The organism is Flavitalea antarctica, assembly GCF_054461535.1.
Window position 1 is genome coordinate 24,369 of record NZ_JBTLQG010000022.1, and the last position, 19,531, is coordinate 43,899.

The window sequence follows — 19,531 nt, forward strand, 5'->3', positions numbered from 1 at the left end:
TATTACAGACGCCATAGATCAAACACAATAGCCGAAGTCACTGTAAGCAGGCTCGGCAAACCCTTTGGCCAGCGACGGATAAAAAATCAAATCGGCGAAACCGCGATTTTGGATCGTCAATCTGCGTGTGGTGAAATGCTGAAAATCAGAGAGAGAGGTTTTCGGGGGGATCGGTATTGATAGCTTTATTTAAAGTAAAATAATAAATTTTCTTCACAACAGGCAATCAATTGCCATTTCCTAAAACCAGTAGGCATTCCTCGCGGCCAGTAGATCGGGAAACACTTTACAAACCCTGACCACTTCTATCACATCGAAGGTAGGATAACGATAAAATGGGGATGAGAAACAAAAGCCAACTAAGCTCACAAGAAAATTCTGAAAAAAAATATTCCCTGTTACCCCGCTGTGCAAACTTTACGTCTAACTTAAAATACAAAGATGCCGCGGGCTAACTATGCAGTATGCCCGGCTATGAATCCTCAAAAAAAGTAAGAATATATTATTCAACGTAAAACAAAACTATTTACCTTGGTGGCGGAAATACAACTTCTTCGTAAATCAAAACACCGCTTCACTAACCCATTTTATTCTAAAGGCATACGCTTTCACCGGTGAGACTTTCTGATTTTTGTAGCTGATCCGCACTTGATGTTGGTTTTATTGAATGGATTTTGATACCCGTCTGGTATACGGGAGACTTATGCCTGGTGTAATTCTACCGTCATCCAAACTCTGCTACGGTACTCTCCGAAGACTTAATTATATGCTACAGCCTGGCCTTGATTAGAATAAGATATCGATTGACTGTCATCGTGTTTTCCCATTGAAACGACTAACCTTCTAATTGCTTACCAAATCATAATCCTGCTACACCGCTGTAGATAACCACTGTGTTGCAGTGATTTTTTGTCATTTAATTTTTGTACTTAAAACAACGGAGGTTACCATGAAAGAAAATTCAAAAGAACAAGATGCTCTTAAAAAAATCGCAGAAATAGCTAAAGCCGCCTTGCAAAACGGCCATGCTACTGATGATACAGCGGGAGGAGGCGGCATGTCGGGCAACGTCGCTTCTGAAGAAATCGGCTGTAGTATAAAACAATTGCCTGAGCGTTTACTGCGAAGAGCAGCAGAAACTGCCATGCGGATCAACCCCACTAATGCGCCTGTTTTTGAAATGATGAGTGCCATGTCTTCAGAGATAGTGTCGGACCCGCAGTTCCTGACATTATTGGTTTCCAAATATTGGGGACCCGCTCCACGTCGGCTGGCAGTTAGTTTTATGCAAGCCACTTCGGCTAATCTTAAGAACCGTATCCTGACACACATGAATGCCTGGACCAGAACAGCAGGTATCTCGTTTTATCAAACAACCGGCACAGGTCATGTCAGGATTTCAACTGGTCCCGGTGGCTATTGGTCTTATCTCGGTACTGATATCCTGCTCATACCATCGAACCAGGCAACTATGAACCTGCAGGGATTCACCATGAACACCCCTGAAAGTGAATTCATACGGGTAATACGACATGAGACCGGACATACGCTCGGCTTTCCGCACGAACATATGCGCCAGGAACTGGTGAACCGGATAGATCCTCAGAAAGCATATGATTATTTCTGGAGAACCCAGGGATGGAACCAGGCAATGGTTAATCAGCAAGTGCTCACTCCATTATCAAACATGTCGATCTTTGGCACACCTGCTGATCAGACATCCATCATGTGTTATCAACTTCCGGGTTCTATCACACGTGATGGCCGTCCTATAACAGGTGGAGTGGACATCAATGCCACAGATTATGCTTTTGCCGGCCGGATCTATCCGAAACCTCCTTCATTTCAACCTGGCTCAGGATCAGCAGAGGGCCCATCAGCATCAGAGCAATGGCCTGAAACCGAAGATGTATCTGAAAAGGATATAGAAAGAGTGGCACAGGAAACAGTCGCAGAATCTAATGGACATTAACTGATGTTAAACTTTATTCATTCATGGCCCGTCTGATTAACATCGACGGGCCTATTGCAGCACTGATAAATCTGCAAACCGGCGACCTCATGGTTATTGCTGCCAGTGGCGGCCGGGTAATGTCAGGTTATGAGGTGGTTGAATTACTTGGTCCGTTCTATCCTGGAGTCTTATCTGCAACAGGCGAAATTATCGAACCGGCAGGATCACCGGGAACGGTAATGATTGTGGCCCGTCGGCCGGGTATGGCAACCATTGAAACTTTTTGGGGTGACTCATGGAGCAATCCAAAAATGATTAACTCAACGATTAAAGTCTCATAAGGATGAATAAACAAGAATGCTGATTTATGTAACCAAGGAATTATCTGACAATACAACTATTGCCTGAAGACTAGTTAAGAATAGGCGATTAAGTCTTTGGCCAGCCATCGAAATAACAACCCCATGACCAAACCTTCGTTTCGAAAACTCAGGGGTTATGCCTTTGACCCGTCGTTCGCGAGCACGATCGATCGCAGGCAGACCAATGAGGTCATTTATAGAATAAAATGGGAGGATACAAAGCCAGGGCCTTGCGGGGAATATATTGATGTGATTGACTATGATCCCACCAAGGCATGCTTTTATGAAGCATTGGACCTGCAGGATAGTTATGTACTCGCTGATCATGGATTGCCCTTGTCGGAGGGAGATCCGAGATTTCATCAGCAACAGGTTTATGCTGTTGCCATGAGTGTGATCGGTCAGTTTGAAAAAGCACTTGGACGAAAGATCATCTGGTCAAGACTCGTAGAGAATAGCGCTGAAGGCCGCCACCAGTATGAACATGAATATGTTCCAACACTTCGCATCTATCCCCACGCATTGAGGCAGCAGAACGCCTATTACTCGCCTGCAAAAATGGCGTTGTTATTCGGATATTTTAGATCAACGGCACATTGGAACGGATCCAACATTCCGGGCACTGCCATATTCACCTGCCTGTCACCTGATATCGTCGCGCACGAAATTACCCACGCTATCCTCGACAGTATTCATCCATACCTGAGAACAGGAACGAACGCCGACATGCCGGCGTTTCACGAGGGGTTCGCGGACATAATTGCGCTGCTGCAAAGGTTTACTTTTACCAGTTTTGTTGAGGAACAAATACAGAACTCCCGCGGCGATTTTCTATCATCACAGAATTTTCTTGGCGACCTCGCCGTTCAGTTCGGTCAGTCCGTTTCTTCGGGCCGCCGCGCGTTAAGAAGCTTCCTGGTAGATAAAGATGAACAGGGAAATTTCAGGCTCGTTACTCCCGATCCAAAAAAATACCAGACAGAAACTCAACCTCATAAACGGGGAGCAATTTTAGTTGCAGCGGTATTTGACGCATTTGCCCGGCTTTACAGGTATAAGGTAGCAGACCTCATCCGCCTTGCTTCCAATGGCTCTGGCATTCTTTCTCAGGGCGAAATTGATCCCGATCTCGTTAAACGTTTGTCGCAGGAAGCTTGTGAAATCGCAGGTAAACTTATGATGGTTTGTATACGTGCACTTGATTATTGCCCTCCTGTTGACCTTTACTTTGGCGACTACCTGCGGGCACTCATTACTTCCGATGTGGAATTGAATCCTGATGATGAAGATGGATTACGCTATGCTTTATTAGAGGCTTTCCGAAGTTGGGGCATCATACCGGCCAACACAAATACCTGGTCTGTTGATTCATTGATGTGGAAACCCATTGAAGAATATTTTGAGGACCCAGGACAGGCTGAGGATCTCAGGAAAGCTATACATTATATGTTCGACCCGGGAGATGAGAACGATTACACAACCAATGGCAGCACTAATCCTGATCATGATGCAGTAACCCGGAGTATGGAAAAGATTCTAAGAACAGAAGACAGGGAAAGTATTTTTCATGAGTCATTAAAACTTTCTGCCTGCGTGCACGATATGCTGACCAGCAACTTCGAAGGAATCAACACCAACCTTGAACAATTGCTGGGTATGTGCTTCCGGCAAATCACTTATTCGATAACTGATGAACTATCTGGTACGGAGATAAGCCTTAAAGCCTGGCCAGGCAAACGGTTCCAGGTATACAAGTGCAGGCCCGTATTACAGCATAACCCGCGTACCGGGGCAACGTCAAAGATGTTGATCATAACCTTCTTACAAAAAGTATATGTGGATCTGCGCAACAGCCCTTTTTCAGGAGAGTTTGCAAATGACCGGTATCTGCTTCGCGGTGGCTCAACACTTATCATTGACCTTGCCACGCTTGACATACGTTATGCAATTATAAAAAGAATATCGAGTGCTAACCGTCTCAAACAACAACTGGATTACGCAATGAACAGACTACCGGCAAGCGACTCAGCGCTGTTAATGCAGGAGGAAGAACCGTTTGCGGCAATACATACTCATTAATAATAGTCCTTGTCAAGATCAGCTTTATGACCACAAGAGTAACCATCCGAATGTATAATTTACTGGACCGGGGAAATTGCTTTCTGCTTAGGTTTGTATACGGTAATGCCCATTCCTTTGTGCTGGTTAATTTTGGATCTTATTCGGGAGCAAATGATTCGAGGGAATTGGAAATAGCTGAGGATATTTATAAAACTGTTGGGGACAAGCCACTAACTATAATATTGACAGGTGAGCACAGCGGATGTACATCGGGCCTCATATCTGCGGAATCGGTATTAAGAAAGTTAAACGTCGCGGCATTATGGCTTTCATCCCCGACGAACATGTATTTCAATGAAAACAAAACTGTTGAGAAGCATTTAAAGGCTATTCGGAAAAACAACAAATTATTAAAGGACGAAGCGCGCGCCAGGTTTAGTGAATCAGGAAACATTGAAAAGATGTTGGATGCGGTAGACCTCCTGGATCAGGGTGAGAAAGAAAATATTGCTATAGAAAACCTGGTCAGCTGGTGGGGTCTTAAAGCAAAATATCTATCGCCCGGGCAAACCTTGAAGCTTCCGGAATTTCCGGAAGATGCGCTTAATATCTATACATTAATTGAGGCTGGCTCTAAAGAAAGTTCAGATAGCGGTAATTCAGCAAATGGACATCCAGCGCCGCTAACAGAAAAGGTGATGAGTCTCGAAGCATCGTCCAGCCTGATGTTTGACGCGCTCCAAGTAAATTCTGCCGGACCTAATCAATCCGATTCAAAAGACTTCCCATTTAACAACAAGTTCGCCCGGCCAGTACTGCCTGGCGTAGATCCAGGGGTGCAGGATAAGCACACAAAATCAGTAATAGATCTCTATTGTAATACCCAGGACTGGAGGCGCATTGATCATGTATGGTTAAATGAAATGGGAAGAATAGCCCTGGAGATGAATAAACTCAGGAACAGCAATGGAAGTTTATTGGCTTTCGAACTTGGCAAGCAACAAAGGATCCTATTGTTTTCATCAGGCGCTTCAATAAATAAGTTGAGTTCACTGCAAGATGCCAGCTCTGAAACAAAGAACAAACCGCAGCTGCAAAACGGAACTATCCCTACCCTGCCGGATCTGCTAAGCCGGGTAGTGCTATACAAGGCTGATCATGATGCTGATGGCTATGAAGAAGTTGTGCCAGACACCGGGCTGATCAATGAAGAACTGGTTATCATGCTTCCTGTTCATGAACAACCTGGTAATGGAACAACAGACAAGCTTAATTCAAAGACGATGAAAGCATACAACCGCATCACACGCGGGCGGATCCTTCGTTCAGACACCATTTATCATACTGCCAAAAATGAGCAGTTATTCGAATATCGTTTTGCTTCAACCCAGTATGATTTTCCGTCAGCGGTGAAAATAGGATATGACCGGGTCAATGAAAGTCATCTGTATGTTGAATACACGATTCATTGATCATTATAAAGAACATCTCTAAACCCGATTCTATAACCAGTCAAAACTTATCAAATGATCTCCGAAATGCAATTTGAAAAAAGTGCCTTTGCACTTGGTGTTGAACCCGCAGTAATAAAAGCCGTAGCTGAAGTTGAAAGCAACGGTGAAGGGTTCCTGCAGAATGGCCAGTTAAAAATTTTGTTTGAACCTCATATTTTCTGGAAGCAATTAAGACTAAAGGGAATTAAGCCTGAGCTGCATGTGCAGGGAAATGAAGACATCCTGTATCCCACCTGGAAGCCAGGCAAATATGGCCCAGTAAGCAAACAACATGACAGGCTTAACAGGGCGGCTAAAATAGACAGGGAGGCGGCGCTGCTATCTGCCAGCTGGGGGAAATTTCAAATTATGGGCTTCAACTATAAAAGATGTGATTGTAATTCCGTGGAGGATTTTATCGCGCTACTTAGTTCCGGCGAAGACGAACATCTTACCACATTCATAAGCTATATCAGGAGCACGTTACTTGATGATGAACTCAAAGCTCATGACTGGAAATCTTTTGCAAGATCATACAACGGACCGCTCTACTGGAAAAACAATTACGATAAAAAACTGCAGCAGGCTTTTGAAAAATTCAGTAAGATCCAGGTTGCCCCGGTTGGAGTCTAGACCTTAACCGAACATCATCCAAAACTTTGTAAAGTCTTTTTTAGTAAATTAGGGATCTATACCCTGGTCTATATGTTCTCCGTAAGGTCATCGCTAAACGATGATACTCCCCTCCTGAAAGCAACTGTAAAGTGAAACCGTGCTGATTTGATTTCGCCGTCGATTTAAATCATAATCATATAAAGCTTCAATGCAAATCAAAACCCTAAGCGTTATTGGCCAAAAACAGCCGTTGCCCGTATCAGCCACCCCCTCCACACTTCAACCGGTTGCCAGTTATTCGTTATCCGGCATAAACAGGGATCAGCAAATCCCGCATGACATCGTCATAAACAACAATGACAAAGTCCTCGAATTCATTTTTGATGATAATACCACCTGGCTATGCGATGCAGGAACTTTACATGAATTGTTTCCTGAGATGGATAGTTCCTACCGGGATGGCAATGAGGCTTTTCAAATTCCTCCAACGCTGGAATCATCAGTCAGTGAACGGGGAATCTTCGGCGGCATTGCCTTAAAGATCCTGAATGTGTTTGTGAAGACAGATATTCCGGGTAGGGTAAATTCAATCGCAGATCGTTCCGAAGACAAACTAATGGCCGGAGGCGAAGGATTATTTTCGCTCGACAGGAACTTTCGCCTTGATAGTTACAACACTACTACGACTGGTCAGACATATCTACTCTTCCTGCACGGAACCAATTCCAACACCAGGGGCGCTTTTTCAAAACTGGCAGGTTCAGAAACCTGGAAGTATATACATGATACTTACGGTAAAAATGTACTTGCTTATGAACACAGGACGCTTACCCGTAGCCCGCTCAGAAATGTCCTGGACCTTGTTAAGTCGCTACCTCAATCAGCAAATCTGCATATCATCAGCCATTCACGGGGTGGGCTGCTGGGAGAGATCCTCTGCAGGTATTCAACAATGGAAGATAATCTTGTTCATGGCTTTTCAGGTGAGCACATAAAATTGCTTGAGAAATACAATAGAACTGATGACATTGCCTGCATCAAAGAACTGAATCAAATTTTTGAAACCAGGAAGTTAACCGTTGAAAAGTTTATCCGTATAGCTTGTCCCGCGGCTGGCACCCGACTCGCTTCAAAACGCCTCGATACTATCCTTAATGTGCTTTTCAACCTTCTGGGAGGAGAGATTAACCCGATCGCTGACATACTGAAGGAACTGATCGGTGAAACACTAAGAACAAAAGAAGACATTAGTGTACTGCCCGGACTTGAAGCGATGGGTCCCGAATCACCCATTATAAAAATATTGAATGACCGTGCTGACGCTGGTCTGCCGGGCACTCAACTCACCGTCATTTCCGGCAACGGCAAACTCAGTGCAACCCTCGCGGGGCTATTTTTTATCGCAGGTAAACTTTTCTATGGCCAGAGAAACGACCTGGTCGTAAACACAGACTCCATGTACCTTGGCAACAAAAGAAATGGCAATATTCAGTACTTTTTTGACCAGGGTCCGGAGGTGGACCATGTTAAATATTTTCAGAATGATAAAACCAGGCAAGCCATTACACTTGCCTTAAAAAGTTCGAACGGCAGTAATATTCCCGGTTTTACAAGTATCGGCCAATACGAAGTTCCTGCAAGCGACAGGGGTTTTTTAGGACTCGATTATGGAGAGCTTTTTCCATTTCCAGATCCACCTTCAGGCCAGAAACCAATACTTGTATTTCTTCCTGGCATTATGGGCTCCAACATTTCAGCGAAAGATACAAAGCTCTGGATCGCCTATTTCAAAATGATCTCCGGGGGCCTCTATGATCTGGCAGATCTAAACGATGACGGCATTACTGCTGACTCTATCATCAGCTCTTCCTATAGCCGTATCATTGACAGATTTTCTTACAATTATGACATTATTATCTACCCTTTCGATTGGCGGAAACAACTGAATGATTGCGCGAAAGACTTCAATGATACTATTATTAAGTTAATGGCGCATAACCAGCCCATTAAGATAATTGGACATTCAATGGGTGGTGTATTGGTCAGGGACTTTATCATCAATCATACCGCCACCTGGAACAAACTAAATGCAACAAAGGGTTTCAGGCTACTATTCCTCGGTTCGCCACTTGGCGGATCATTCCGTATTCTTACTGTGTTGTTTGGGTTTGATGCAATTATCAATGTTTTAAACATGCTCGACAGGAAGCACACGAAAAAGGAATTGATTGCCATGTTTGCAAATTTCCCCGGCATCTTGAGTTTGTTACCGTTAACAACCGACAGCGATAACGACTTCGCTAGCCGGGATACATGGCAAAAAATGGCAGCGGCTCATGGTGATGTCCAATGGCCGATTCCCGACGACGAACATTTGGATACTTTCAAATCATACAGGGATAATATTAACCTGAAGAGCCCGGATATCGATTATAGCAATATTGTTTATATAGCCGGCAAAGACAAGTTTACTCCATCTGGTTACTATAATGATATGATACCTCCAAGGACCGAACTGGTGTTTTTATGTACGAGCGAGGGTGATCAAAGCGTAACCTGGGAATCCGGGATTCCGAAAGAACTTGTCAAATCAGGATCTGTTTATTATGTGGACGTGACTCATGGCTCCCTTGCCGATGAGCCCGATATCTTTGATGGGATTGATGATATACTTAAGAAAGGATCAACTAATCTCTTAAGCAATTCTAAACCTATTACAAGAGGCGAAACTAAAACCTTCCGAATGCCTGAGGTGTATAATTTCGACTTCTCCGAAAGAGGTGTCGGAAACGCCATCTTCGGAAGAACCAAACCACCCGTTGAATCGGGAAATGAAATTCCCATTTCAGTTACGGTCAGTACCGGCGATCTTGCCTATGCGTCTTTTCCAATAGTCGCGGGTCACTTTCTGAACGATGGAATTTTATATGCCGAAAAGTCGATAGATAACATACTAGGTGGCCGGCTAAGTTTAAGACACCGCCTTTCACTTTATCCCGGTGACATAGGAACAAACACCGTGGTATCCCTCTCCGACAAAGAAGGACAATTTCCGGGAGCAATTATAGTTGGCCTGGGGGCGCCGGGCACACTTACAGCTTATCTACTGACAAAGTCTATCGCCCAGGGTGTGGCAAAATATCTGCTCAATGTGAACAGCGGATCACCCGTAAAAAAGGATGTCGGAATCTCGGCACTTATTATCGGGTGTGGCTATGGCGGGCTGACGTTAGAAAGCTCAATAAAAGCCGTTATTGAAGGAGTGAACATCGCTAATAAAAAAATACAAGCCCTCAATGCCGGTGAAATGAAACTGGCAAGGCACATTGAATTTGTAGAACGTCTTGAAGACAGGGCACTTGGTTGCCTTTATGTGCTGAGTAAAATAGAAGGAAAAGAAAACAATGTTTACAATATCAGGGTAGCCAACAAAAAGATCAGGAAACTCTTCGGCTCCAGGAGAAGACTGCCAATGAATATAACGGAAGAATGGTGGAACCGCATCACCGTAAGAAAAAAGAAAGAAGTCAATAATTCCAGGATCATTTCAAGTCTTGTGTTCAGCTCTTCAACCGGCGGGGCGCGGGAGGAACAACAGGAATTGTATACAAGTACCGGGCTTATCAACCTTTTCATAGAACAGATCTCTACTCAAAACCGGTGGACACCGGCATCAGCGAAAGCATTGTTTGAACTTATGATTCCGAATGAGTTTAAAGAAAGGCTCCGGAAAAAGGGAAGCATTAGCTGGATACTTGATGAAGATACCGCAGCATATCCGTGGGAACTGCTGCAGGAAAACGTTACAGATGCCAAACCTTTATGTATCGGCGCAGGTATGATAAGGCAACTGTCAACTACCAATTACACAGAGAATATAAGACAAGTGGCTACAGAACTTGCCCTGGTGGTTGGAGATCCTTTATTGGAGGGGTTTATAGGCCAGCTTGATGGCGCCAGGAATGAGGCCCTTGAAGTTCAAACTATGCTCACAAAAAATGAGTTTCCTAATATCACCCTTATCAATAAAAATGCTGGACAGCTGATTACCCATCTATTTAGTAATGACTTCAAAATAATTCACCTTGCAGGGCATGGAGTTTACAATCCTGACCAACCCGACAAATCGGGAATGGTCATCGGAAAAAATGTATTCCTGACAACTGCCGATATCAAACAACTAAGTACAGTTCCCGAATTAGTCTTTGTAAACTGTTGCCATCTTGGCAAGCAGCAGGTATTGGACAACACTTATTACCAGGACAGATTCAGGCTTGCCGCCAACATCGGTACACAGCTTATACAGGCTGGCGTTAAAGTAGTTGTTGCTGCAGGCTGGGCCGTCAATGACAAGGCTGCCACCGATTTCGCCCGGATTTTCTATTCACATATGTTTGAAGGCTATAATTTTGGTGACTCTGTAACAGCCGCCAGGAGATACCTGTATGAAAATCATTCTTCCAACAATACATGGGGTGCCTATCAATGCTATGGTGATCCGTTTTATAAGCTGACAAACAGAACTACAGCAAAAAAGGATAACGTTATTGAATATACGATTGAAGAAGAAGTGCTGGTTGATCTTTATAATCTTCAAAATAACCTGGATACCAGGAATGTTACATGCGAGGAGGGCAGGAACAGGTTAAATGAAATATCTGAAGCGATTTCAAAAGCCGAAATCCGAAGTGGAAGAATACTTGAGCTGGAGGCAACTATTCTTTCTGAGTTAGGCGACTATGATTCGGCTATAGAAAAATATGAATTACTCCGACGCGAAGAGACAGCAAACTTTTCCGTTTCTTCTTTGGAGAAGTTATGCAATATCACTGCAAAAAAATGTATGCGTGACTCCAGGAATGTCCCCGCACCCGGAGAACTACTACCGGTAATGGCGAGGGTAATCAGTGACCTGGATGATCTTGTGAAGATCAACAGAACGGCAGAACGCCTGAGCTTGTTAGGGAGTGCATATAAAAGGTTGGGGGTGATCAGTGACAGGGCGCAAAAAGCGGAATTATACAAAAAAGCGTCGGACTATTATAAGGAGGCCTATGAAATTAAGCAGGAAGCTTATGCATTGAATAACTGGATAGTGTTGCAAAGTATCCTGGATCTCATGCCGGCAGCAAGTGGTAACGCCTTCAATCCCGGGACACAGAAAGAACTTGCCGAGCTCGTAAAAAGCAAACAGTCCCGGTTACGGGTCGCTTACAGGAATATGGATTATTGGGAACTAACCGAAGACTTCTCTTATGAACTAAGTGCCATTGTTCTAAATCCCGAAGCGGCTTCAGCAAAGGTTTGGAGTGGCCTGGCAGACCGGCTTCGGAACATTTGGAAAGGCGCAGGATCAAAGTCAAAAAAGATGGCGGAGATGGAGAACCTGGAGATTATTTCAGATGCACTAACGCTTGCAGGAAATGATCGTGCTTTAGCATTGAAGGCCAGGTTCGACGAGTTAAGGGAAAATCTTATACAGTTGATTTAAATTTAAGCCGGCTCGCGCCAGGCCGGGTTCATCAGGTCGCCGCTTACCAACAATGATTTCCTGAGCCGCTCTATCTGGTCCTCAAAACTTTCCATCATCCACGGTTTATGCTTAATGGAAGCGGCAACAAGTTTGGCATTTTGATATTCTGTAAACATGCCTAATCCATAATAAGCCTCTGCCTTATTGAGAGCAATCCAGAATTTTTGCTCTGTATCAAGCGCATGCTGTTTTAAATACTCCTCGCCCTGCTGATGTTCCGAGGTTTCCCTGTTTTCCCTTTCCTGGATCGCAGCAAGATCCTTGTCACATAGGTACAACACTCTTCTCCTGGTGTGACTCGCATATACGAGATCAGCAATCTTCTCTTCTTTTGTATCGCAGATAGAAGAATTAACGCGACAGTTCAGCATGTAGGCGAGGTTAATGCCATTATACCGGTTGTTTAATAAATAATAACCTCTTTGAAAAAACAATATGGCGTTACTGAGGTGTTTTTCTTCACCCGTATATTCGAACCATTTTTTCTCAACAGCACCTGCAATGGTCACAGTTTCCGGATCATTGGTATGAGCCAGATCGAGCTGACTCAGTAAATTGAGCGCTTCCCGGAAAGCCGATACAGGATCAGGCTGCCGGCCTTTATAGATTGCAACCGCAAGCCGGTGTATAATAAAATCATACCCTGAAGCAGTATTGGTTGCTCCGCCTTTGCATATGTCAAGCGCAGACTCAAATAATATTCTTGCCCGGGCAAAATCCTTTTTATCCAGTGCTTCTTCGCCCTGGTCGTTCAACAGTGACAACGTTGCATCACTGGCTTTTCCTTTGCCTTTATCATTTGATCCGGACGAAACTGCAGCTGGCATAGAAGACCTATCCTGGTCCACCACGTTTTTTATCTGTTCTTCCAGCTTAGGAGGAATGAGCCCGCTTAGATATGTGTACACCGGACTATCTGCTGCCTCTCTATCGAGTACAGCTTGTAAAATCTCCCCAAGTAATTTCCTGAATCTTTCAACCTCTTCGTATTCGATACCCTCGCCCAGGTGAGTATAAGACGTGATGTTTATGTGATTAAGGTCGAAAGGATAGGCAAGTTTATCTTCCGAAATAACTATTGTTGTTCTTGGGCGAAGTGCATGCCTTATGCCCAATTCGTAAAACGCATTCATATTAGCCGTTGACAGATCCGCGATAACAACGTCTGCCTTTAGCAATTGCTGATACATTGAAATATCAATGGATCCCGAATGCCTGATCTCATCAGCGCGGATACATTCCAGGCCCTTTTGTTCAACTACCGGTTTAATGAGCAATCGGTATGACTTGTTGAGATCAAGTTTCCGCCCGGTAGCATAATCGGTTTTTGTTCCGAAGCCCATGACCACAAAACAACGCTTTCTTTCGGGGGAATCATTGGAAGAAGTTACTGCCATATAAAAACAATTGGTAGCTACGAGGAATGACTTGACTAAAGTTAAATTTTATAATCATGTCATTGACATAGACTGACAGAAATTTTCATATTGATTTCCTTCGGCCTTCTTGTCAACCTGATACACCCATGATAGTTAGCAATAAGGTTTCAGGTTGTTTGGACCGTCAAATGGCATTTCATCTTTCCAGGCGTTATGCTTGTCTTTATCCCGAAACAAATATCTTTATATCCGGCACCCTCAATCATATCAGGGCAAAGCATCCATTTTGACAGGATCCTTATGATTTTGGGACCGGTCTTTCCTGCCTTAATATTTAAACCTGTCGATATGAGATTGATACATTTTATACTGATGGCCTTGACCCTGGTTGAATTTTCCGCCTGTAAATCGAGCAACGATATGAACAACAACAAAAATGATTTGGCTGAAAAAGAATTATCCTTGATTGACTCACTATTAAGGGACCGCTCGTTCGCATTTAAGATTGCCGCTAAGCTTGATTCATCATATTATCTCGGAATCGGTGAAAAGCCGCAGGAATTTATCAGCCAGAAAGAGGACACCGGCTTCTTTCTGACGACTGAAAAAGAGCAGATGATTGCCACCAATATTGCAGCATTCTATGCCCTGGACTGTGGAATCAGTTATATAAGCTCCATTTCGAACCGCCCATTTGGACAGGTGTTGCGGTCATTACTGGACGATAAAATGGATTCGGGCGAAGTACTGATCTTAAATCGTTTTGCAAATGCTACCTGGAAAGCCGGTCAGCCTTTCAGGGACCTTGAACGGATCGGCCGATCCATTTTCATGGCAGCCAATTTTCTTCCGGAGGATGAGATAAGAAAAGATTTCGATCAGGTCAAAATTGCCGGAAAGAAATTATGGGAATCAATGAAACCGGTTGCCGATAGTTCCAATGATGTCCAGATGCAAAAGTTACGACAGTTGTTGCAGGATACAGGTTACGCTTTTGAGATGGCATCATACATTGCAGCTGCTTATGATTCAACACAGGGTAAACAACAGCAAAAGAACGAATGGACAAATGAACCCATCAGGAAAAAAACCAGGGATCAGAAAATCGCATCAAGCCTGGCGGGGTTCTATGCGCTGGAATGCGGAATCAATTACATTATCAAAACTAGTGACAGGGTTCCTTCAGATATTTTGAAAGCAATAGTCAACAATACAATCAGCCCCGAAGAATCGCAGGTTTTTGCGCGGTTTGCAAATGCAACCTGGAAAGCGGGTCAGCCATTCAAGGGACTAAACAGGATCACCAGGCGAACCTTCACTCCATTTTATTTCCTTACCAAAGAAGATATTGATAAAGATCTTGTACAGATAAAGGGAGCGGCTGAAATGCTTTTGAATTATTTGTGACCATAGAGGCGGGTCATAATGCTTTGCATCGTTATTGTTTCAGGGCCTTGATATCGTCCAATATGCTCTGCAGTTGATCTGCAATAACGGGATCCTTATGCAATTGTATGGCCAGTTCGAGGTCACCAACAACCGCATCTCTCTTAAACGGCTGAATGCCGGTGTCTGACATCTCATTGTAAAGTTCCATAGCCTTCTCGACATTACCCGAATCAAATGCCGCCGCCAGGAAAGTTGGCAACAACCATTCGTTAGAAGGATCAAGTTTGCGTGCCCTTTCGCAGGCTATCAAAGTCACCGTGGCTGCAGCCTTTGCTTTTTCAAAATCTCCTGTTCGATTGCGGGTCTGGTATAGTCTTGACAGGTTACTGGACGGATAGAAATCATTTAAGTCAAGCCTCATACCCTGGTCATATGCGTTGATAGCCTTGCTGAGATGAACGGGGTCTTTTGACTCTTTGTATAACTTCTTGTATCTCCCGCCGATCAGGCCCTGCCTTTCGGATGAGTCGCCAAAACGCTTTACCAGGTCTTCAAGAACTGCGATGGCCTGGAGATGGTCCCCGGACTTGGATCTTGCAAGGCTACGCTGCTCCTGCAACACCGGTGCGCTCTTCAAGGGTTCCGACAATGTATCAATAAAAGTTACGAGATTCTCCCAATCTGCATTATCCCTTAGGAGATAAATGATCTCCATACTGATTAAGGGCATAATAGCGGTAAGTTTTTTATACTTGTCGATAAGTTGTTGAGTGGATGTTGCACGTTTGTCCTGTGGCATCAAACGAATACTTTTCAACTCCGCGGAGAAAACAGAAAGATCATCCATCTGCTTTCTGAACGCCTCTATGTTTTCAATTCTCACCTGCCCGGGATAACCGGGAAGACATTCATAAACCGGGGATGTGCCATTGATCATGGGAACCACACCTGTCTTTAATGTATCCCTGGCTTGTTTCGCTGTACTGTCGCTTATATTCCCTTCGGGCAACGGATACCTGACCTGGGCGATCTGGTTAAGGTCGAAATTTTGTTTTGACCATTCCGCACTGATCAATACGCAGCCGGTGTTTTTTGCGGCATGTCTAACACCTATTTCATAATAGACATTGGCATTCGGAGTTGTTACCTCAGCTACAACAAGATCTGACAGGGCAAGTCGTTCAATCATTTTTTTAATGATCAATGCACCAAGATCCTGGTCAGCACGGATGGCCAGGTAGCCAAGATCCTCCTCGATGAGCGGTCTGAATGCTTTATCCCATAACGCATCATAATCAATGGTGGCGGGATTGCCCGGGACATCCGTCATTGTCGGCTTTACACCATAAGGCATAATCATAAAGCAGACGGGCTTCAGGGTTGGTTGCAAAGAATCGTTTTGAGGCATGGTTGGAGTTTTAGGAGAATTAACTAAGATACTCAATTCCCCGATGTTTGCCGATGACAACAGTTGCTGCAAACGCTTAAATAATAACATCGGCAAAACTTTTAAATTCATAAATTGTGTTATGCATTTTGAGTAAAATAAAAGGTGAAAACACGGTCTTAATCCCCTTGAATTTCTGATAGTTTCGTTCTGAAAGTAGCACGGTATAAATATCCTTTATCCCCGGACCACTATTCAAATCATCTCAGTATTATGCATAGGCTTCATTCAGGGCTTACTGTTGCGGTTGCTGTTAAAGCCGGCAAGACAGCCGAATTGCGGGCCGTTTTGAAAAGCTTGAATAATGCTTCCCGTACCGATGAAACCAGGACTAGCGCAAGCGACCCCGTTACGGATCCAGTTACTGGCCCGGCATGTGATTTCGCAAAATCAGAAACAACGCTGGTTGTTTCCGGTGTAATTCTTCCTTCACAAAATTATCATGGCGAAACGCTGCCTGAGACACTCATATTCGCAACAACGTATACCGGTCCGCTTAGCAGCCATCTTATAGATTTAGTGAAGTCCAGCAAAACCGGACTACAACAGATATTCAGTCACTGTGTTGGGTTCAATGGTGCCGGGACGGTAAATGATAAGGACATCATTTCCTTTATACGATCTCATAGAAGGCCAGGCGCCTTCGGATCAAGATATAGCTGCATTACAAAACAGGATATAAAAAAAGAGAAAGAGTTGAGACAGGAGATTGAAGAGTATCTCGACAGTGCTGAGCTAACTGCAGTGAAGGCTGACAAAAAAGCGCTGGAAATTAAAATGCTGATTCAACGCCATATTAAAAGCAAGGGTGAAAAATTCGAATGGGCAACAAAGCCAACAAAGGATAGTATCCTGGAACTTTCATCAAAAAATAAAGGGTATATACTGGTTTCTCTGCTGGCTCTTGCAATCATAATCACAACTGTAATTGTTGGCAGCAAAACACTGGGTTGGTTATTGTCATTAATATTAGGTATTGCAATTGTTATTGACCTGGTCCTGGTGATATTGTTGATCGTGTTTCTCCTGCTGTATTTCATATCCAGGTCGAAAAACATAACAGCAGCCCGGCCCCCGGATGATTATGTAAGACAAGTTACCGCTACACAACTCCGGCCTGTCATCAATGAGATGACTGCAGCGGCACCTTTGAAAAAAGGAACATTAAGAAGGATATTTTATTCGTCTGCATTATCAGTAATCAATCTGCACAGCTGGTATCTTATGAAAGTGCCAACTGTCAGCAGCCTTCGCTGGCTTTCGATTGACAAAAAGAAAAGACTGGTCTTTTTATCAAATTATTCGAATACCACAGACTTTTATGTACGTGAATTTTTAAACGGAAAAACGCCAAGGGGTGTGAACTTTATGTTCACGAACGGGGAAGGCTTTCCTGATGCGAAACTCCTGTTTAAAGGTGGGATAACTACCGATCCTGAAGGCTATATGAACGTTATCCATACGCACCAACACCCAACAGATTTGTGGTACATCCATGATTATGATCTCACCATCGATCAGATCTTAAGGAACCGGAAAATACGAAATGGCCTTTTCAAAGAAATGAACGAAGAAGAAGCCGCCAGATGGCTCAAACTATTATGATACCACCAATACGAAAACAGCAAATCAAGAACTATGGACCCGTCTAAATCGAGTAAGGATGATCTCAGTGATTTCTTTTCAGAAATGGATAAACAGATCAATGATGTACAGGGCCTGATCAGGCGGGGGTACCGATCGCTTCCTGCTGCCCAATTCCTGTTACTTAAAATTGACGATGCTGCTGAAGCAAAAAAATATTTCCAGCTACTGGCCAACTCATTTATCACCAGTTCGAATAAACCGGAGAGCGGGCAACCGCCTAATTCTTTCAATAAAAAGATAGCCGTGCAGATTGCTTTTACCAGTTCAGGCTTGAAGCAATTGGGACTGGCAGAAAATATTCTGTCCACCTTTTCACGGGAATTTATCGAAGGGATGAGTTTCAGTTATGCAGATCCACATAACCCGGAAGAAAAGATTTCTGAACGATCAACATTGCTTGGTGACGTCAACGCCAGTGATCCCCGGCACTGGCATTGGGGAAATGAAGCTAAGCCGGTCGACACCATCCTATTGTTGTATGCTGAGTCACGGGAGATGCTTGAACGGTTGAAAAGTGATTGTTTTGATAATTTGCAAAAAGGCGTTACCCCGGTATATACTGCGGATACTTTTCCATATAATCCGGATGAGGCGATCCGCGAGCATTTCGGATTCAGTGATGGGATTTCACAACCGATAATAAAAGGCTTCAAAAAATCGGCACGAGCAGCAAAAGATCAAATGGTTAATCCGGGTGAGATCATCCTTGGACATAAAAATGAATACAACAGCTATTCACCCAGTCCCTGGTTCGAAGAAAATGGTATGCAAACTGATCTCGATTATGTTCCAGGTTCCGATACGAGGAAAGATCTTGGCAAAAACGGATCATACCTCGTGTTCCGGCAAATGGAACAACACGTGGTGAATTTTTATCAGTTCGTCTACCTTTTTTCCAAAGAAGACGCGAATGATCAATCCGCTAAAGCCATTAAACTCGCTGCAAAAATGGTGGGCCGCTGGCCGGACGGTCAATCGCTGGCGGTGGCAAAATTGCCATCCGAGCCGATAAATGACCTGAACGACTTTATGTATTATAAGATTGACGAAGACGGGACCGGTTGCCCGTTTGGCGCTCATGTCAGGAGAACAAATCCCCGGGACCAGGTCCATGCGGGTCGCGACGGCAAGCCCGCACTTTCGCTGGATATGTCAAAAAAACACCGCATACTGCGTAGGGGCAGAATTTATGGAAAGCCGCTTGCGGCCGACCTCAAAGCTGAATCAATTCTTGATGCCGCAAAGAAGAACAATTTCGAAGGCAAGTGGCCCTCAAATCCAAATGTAAAAACAAAGATCAACAGGGGTATTCATTTTATGTGTCTTGTATCTGACATAAGCAGGCAATTCGAGTTTGTACAGAGTGTGTGGTCAAACACTCCCTCTTTCGCAGAACTGCATAACGAGGTTGATCCAATCATTTCATCCCGGTCGACAGCGCTGAAACAGAATTTTGAGGAATTTACAACTCCTCAAAATTTAGTCAGGAACCGGTACAAGAACGTACCTGAATTTACTACGGTGGTTGGTGGTGCCTACTTTTTTCTACCGGGCATAAGAGCACTGAAGTTTATTATAAAATGATGAACCCTGGCGATCTTATAAACAGCACGCTTTTATCAGGAAACAAAAATATGTAGTGGAGCACAGA

11 protein-coding genes are annotated in these 19,531 nt (G+C 43.9%); 9 read left to right on the forward strand and 2 right to left on the reverse strand.

Annotated features, from left to right (window positions below):
* The first annotated feature begins 949 nt into the window (after positions 1 to 949).
* From ACX0G7_RS17925 to ACX0G7_RS17950, 6 genes are all read left to right on the forward strand, one after another.
* Positions 950 to 1,972, forward strand: coding sequence for a M12 family metallopeptidase (locus tag ACX0G7_RS17925; RefSeq protein WP_458924889.1), 1,023 nt, complete (start codon positions 950 to 952; stop codon positions 1,970 to 1,972).
* 23 nt (positions 1,973 to 1,995) lie between these two features.
* Complete coding sequence (locus ACX0G7_RS17930; RefSeq protein WP_458924890.1) at positions 1,996 to 2,295, forward strand: hypothetical protein; 300 nt, start codon at positions 1,996 to 1,998, stop codon at positions 2,293 to 2,295.
* Between the two features lie 123 nt (positions 2,296 to 2,418).
* Complete coding sequence (locus ACX0G7_RS17935; protein WP_458924891.1) at positions 2,419 to 4,395, forward strand: hypothetical protein; 1,977 nt, start codon at positions 2,419 to 2,421, stop codon at positions 4,393 to 4,395.
* Between the two features lie 26 nt (positions 4,396 to 4,421).
* A complete protein-coding gene (locus ACX0G7_RS17940; protein WP_458924892.1) occupies positions 4,422 to 5,849 on the forward strand; it encodes a hypothetical protein in 1,428 nt (475 codons plus the stop codon).
* 66 nt (positions 5,850 to 5,915) lie between these two features.
* Positions 5,916 to 6,503 (forward strand): N-acetylmuramidase family protein, encoded by a 588-nt coding sequence (locus ACX0G7_RS17945; protein WP_458924893.1) that lies wholly within the window; start codon positions 5,916 to 5,918, stop codon positions 6,501 to 6,503.
* 190 nt (positions 6,504 to 6,693) lie between these two features.
* The gene (locus ACX0G7_RS17950) at positions 6,694 to 11,976 is read left to right on the forward strand and encodes a CHAT domain-containing protein (protein WP_458924894.1); all 5,283 of its coding nucleotides are present in this window, start codon (positions 6,694 to 6,696) and stop codon (positions 11,974 to 11,976) included.
* A 2-nt stretch (positions 11,977 to 11,978) separates the two neighbouring features.
* Here ACX0G7_RS17950 and ACX0G7_RS17955 read toward each other — a convergent pair whose 3' ends face one another.
* Positions 11,979 to 13,415, reverse strand: coding sequence for a tetratricopeptide repeat-containing protein (locus tag ACX0G7_RS17955; protein ID WP_458924895.1), 1,437 nt, complete (start codon positions 13,413 to 13,415; stop codon positions 11,979 to 11,981).
* A gap of 330 nt (positions 13,416 to 13,745) precedes the next feature.
* On the opposite strand from ACX0G7_RS17955, the gene ACX0G7_RS17960 reads away from it, so the two are divergent.
* Positions 13,746 to 14,804 carry a hypothetical protein gene (locus ACX0G7_RS17960; protein WP_458924896.1) on the forward strand — a complete coding sequence of 353 codons (1,059 nt, stop codon included), beginning with the start codon at positions 13,746 to 13,748 and terminating at the stop codon, positions 14,802 to 14,804.
* 31 nt (positions 14,805 to 14,835) lie between these two features.
* Here the strand turns inward: ACX0G7_RS17960 and ACX0G7_RS17965 are convergent, their stop codons facing one another.
* A complete protein-coding gene (locus ACX0G7_RS17965) occupies positions 14,836 to 16,194 on the reverse strand; it encodes a TRAFs-binding domain-containing protein (RefSeq protein ID WP_458924897.1) in 1,359 nt (452 codons plus the stop codon).
* A gap of 252 nt (positions 16,195 to 16,446) precedes the next feature.
* Here ACX0G7_RS17965 and ACX0G7_RS17970 point away from each other — a divergent pair, with 252 nt between their 5' ends.
* Both ACX0G7_RS17970 and ACX0G7_RS17975 read left to right on the forward strand, forming a co-directional pair.
* Complete coding sequence (locus ACX0G7_RS17970; RefSeq protein WP_458924898.1) at positions 16,447 to 17,838, forward strand: hypothetical protein; 1,392 nt, start codon at positions 16,447 to 16,449, stop codon at positions 17,836 to 17,838.
* 33 nt (positions 17,839 to 17,871) lie between these two features.
* Positions 17,872 to 19,464, forward strand: a complete 1,593-nt coding sequence (locus ACX0G7_RS17975) for a Dyp-type peroxidase (protein ID WP_458924899.1) — start codon at positions 17,872 to 17,874, stop codon at positions 19,462 to 19,464.
* Positions 19,465 to 19,531: the final 67 nt, after the last annotated feature.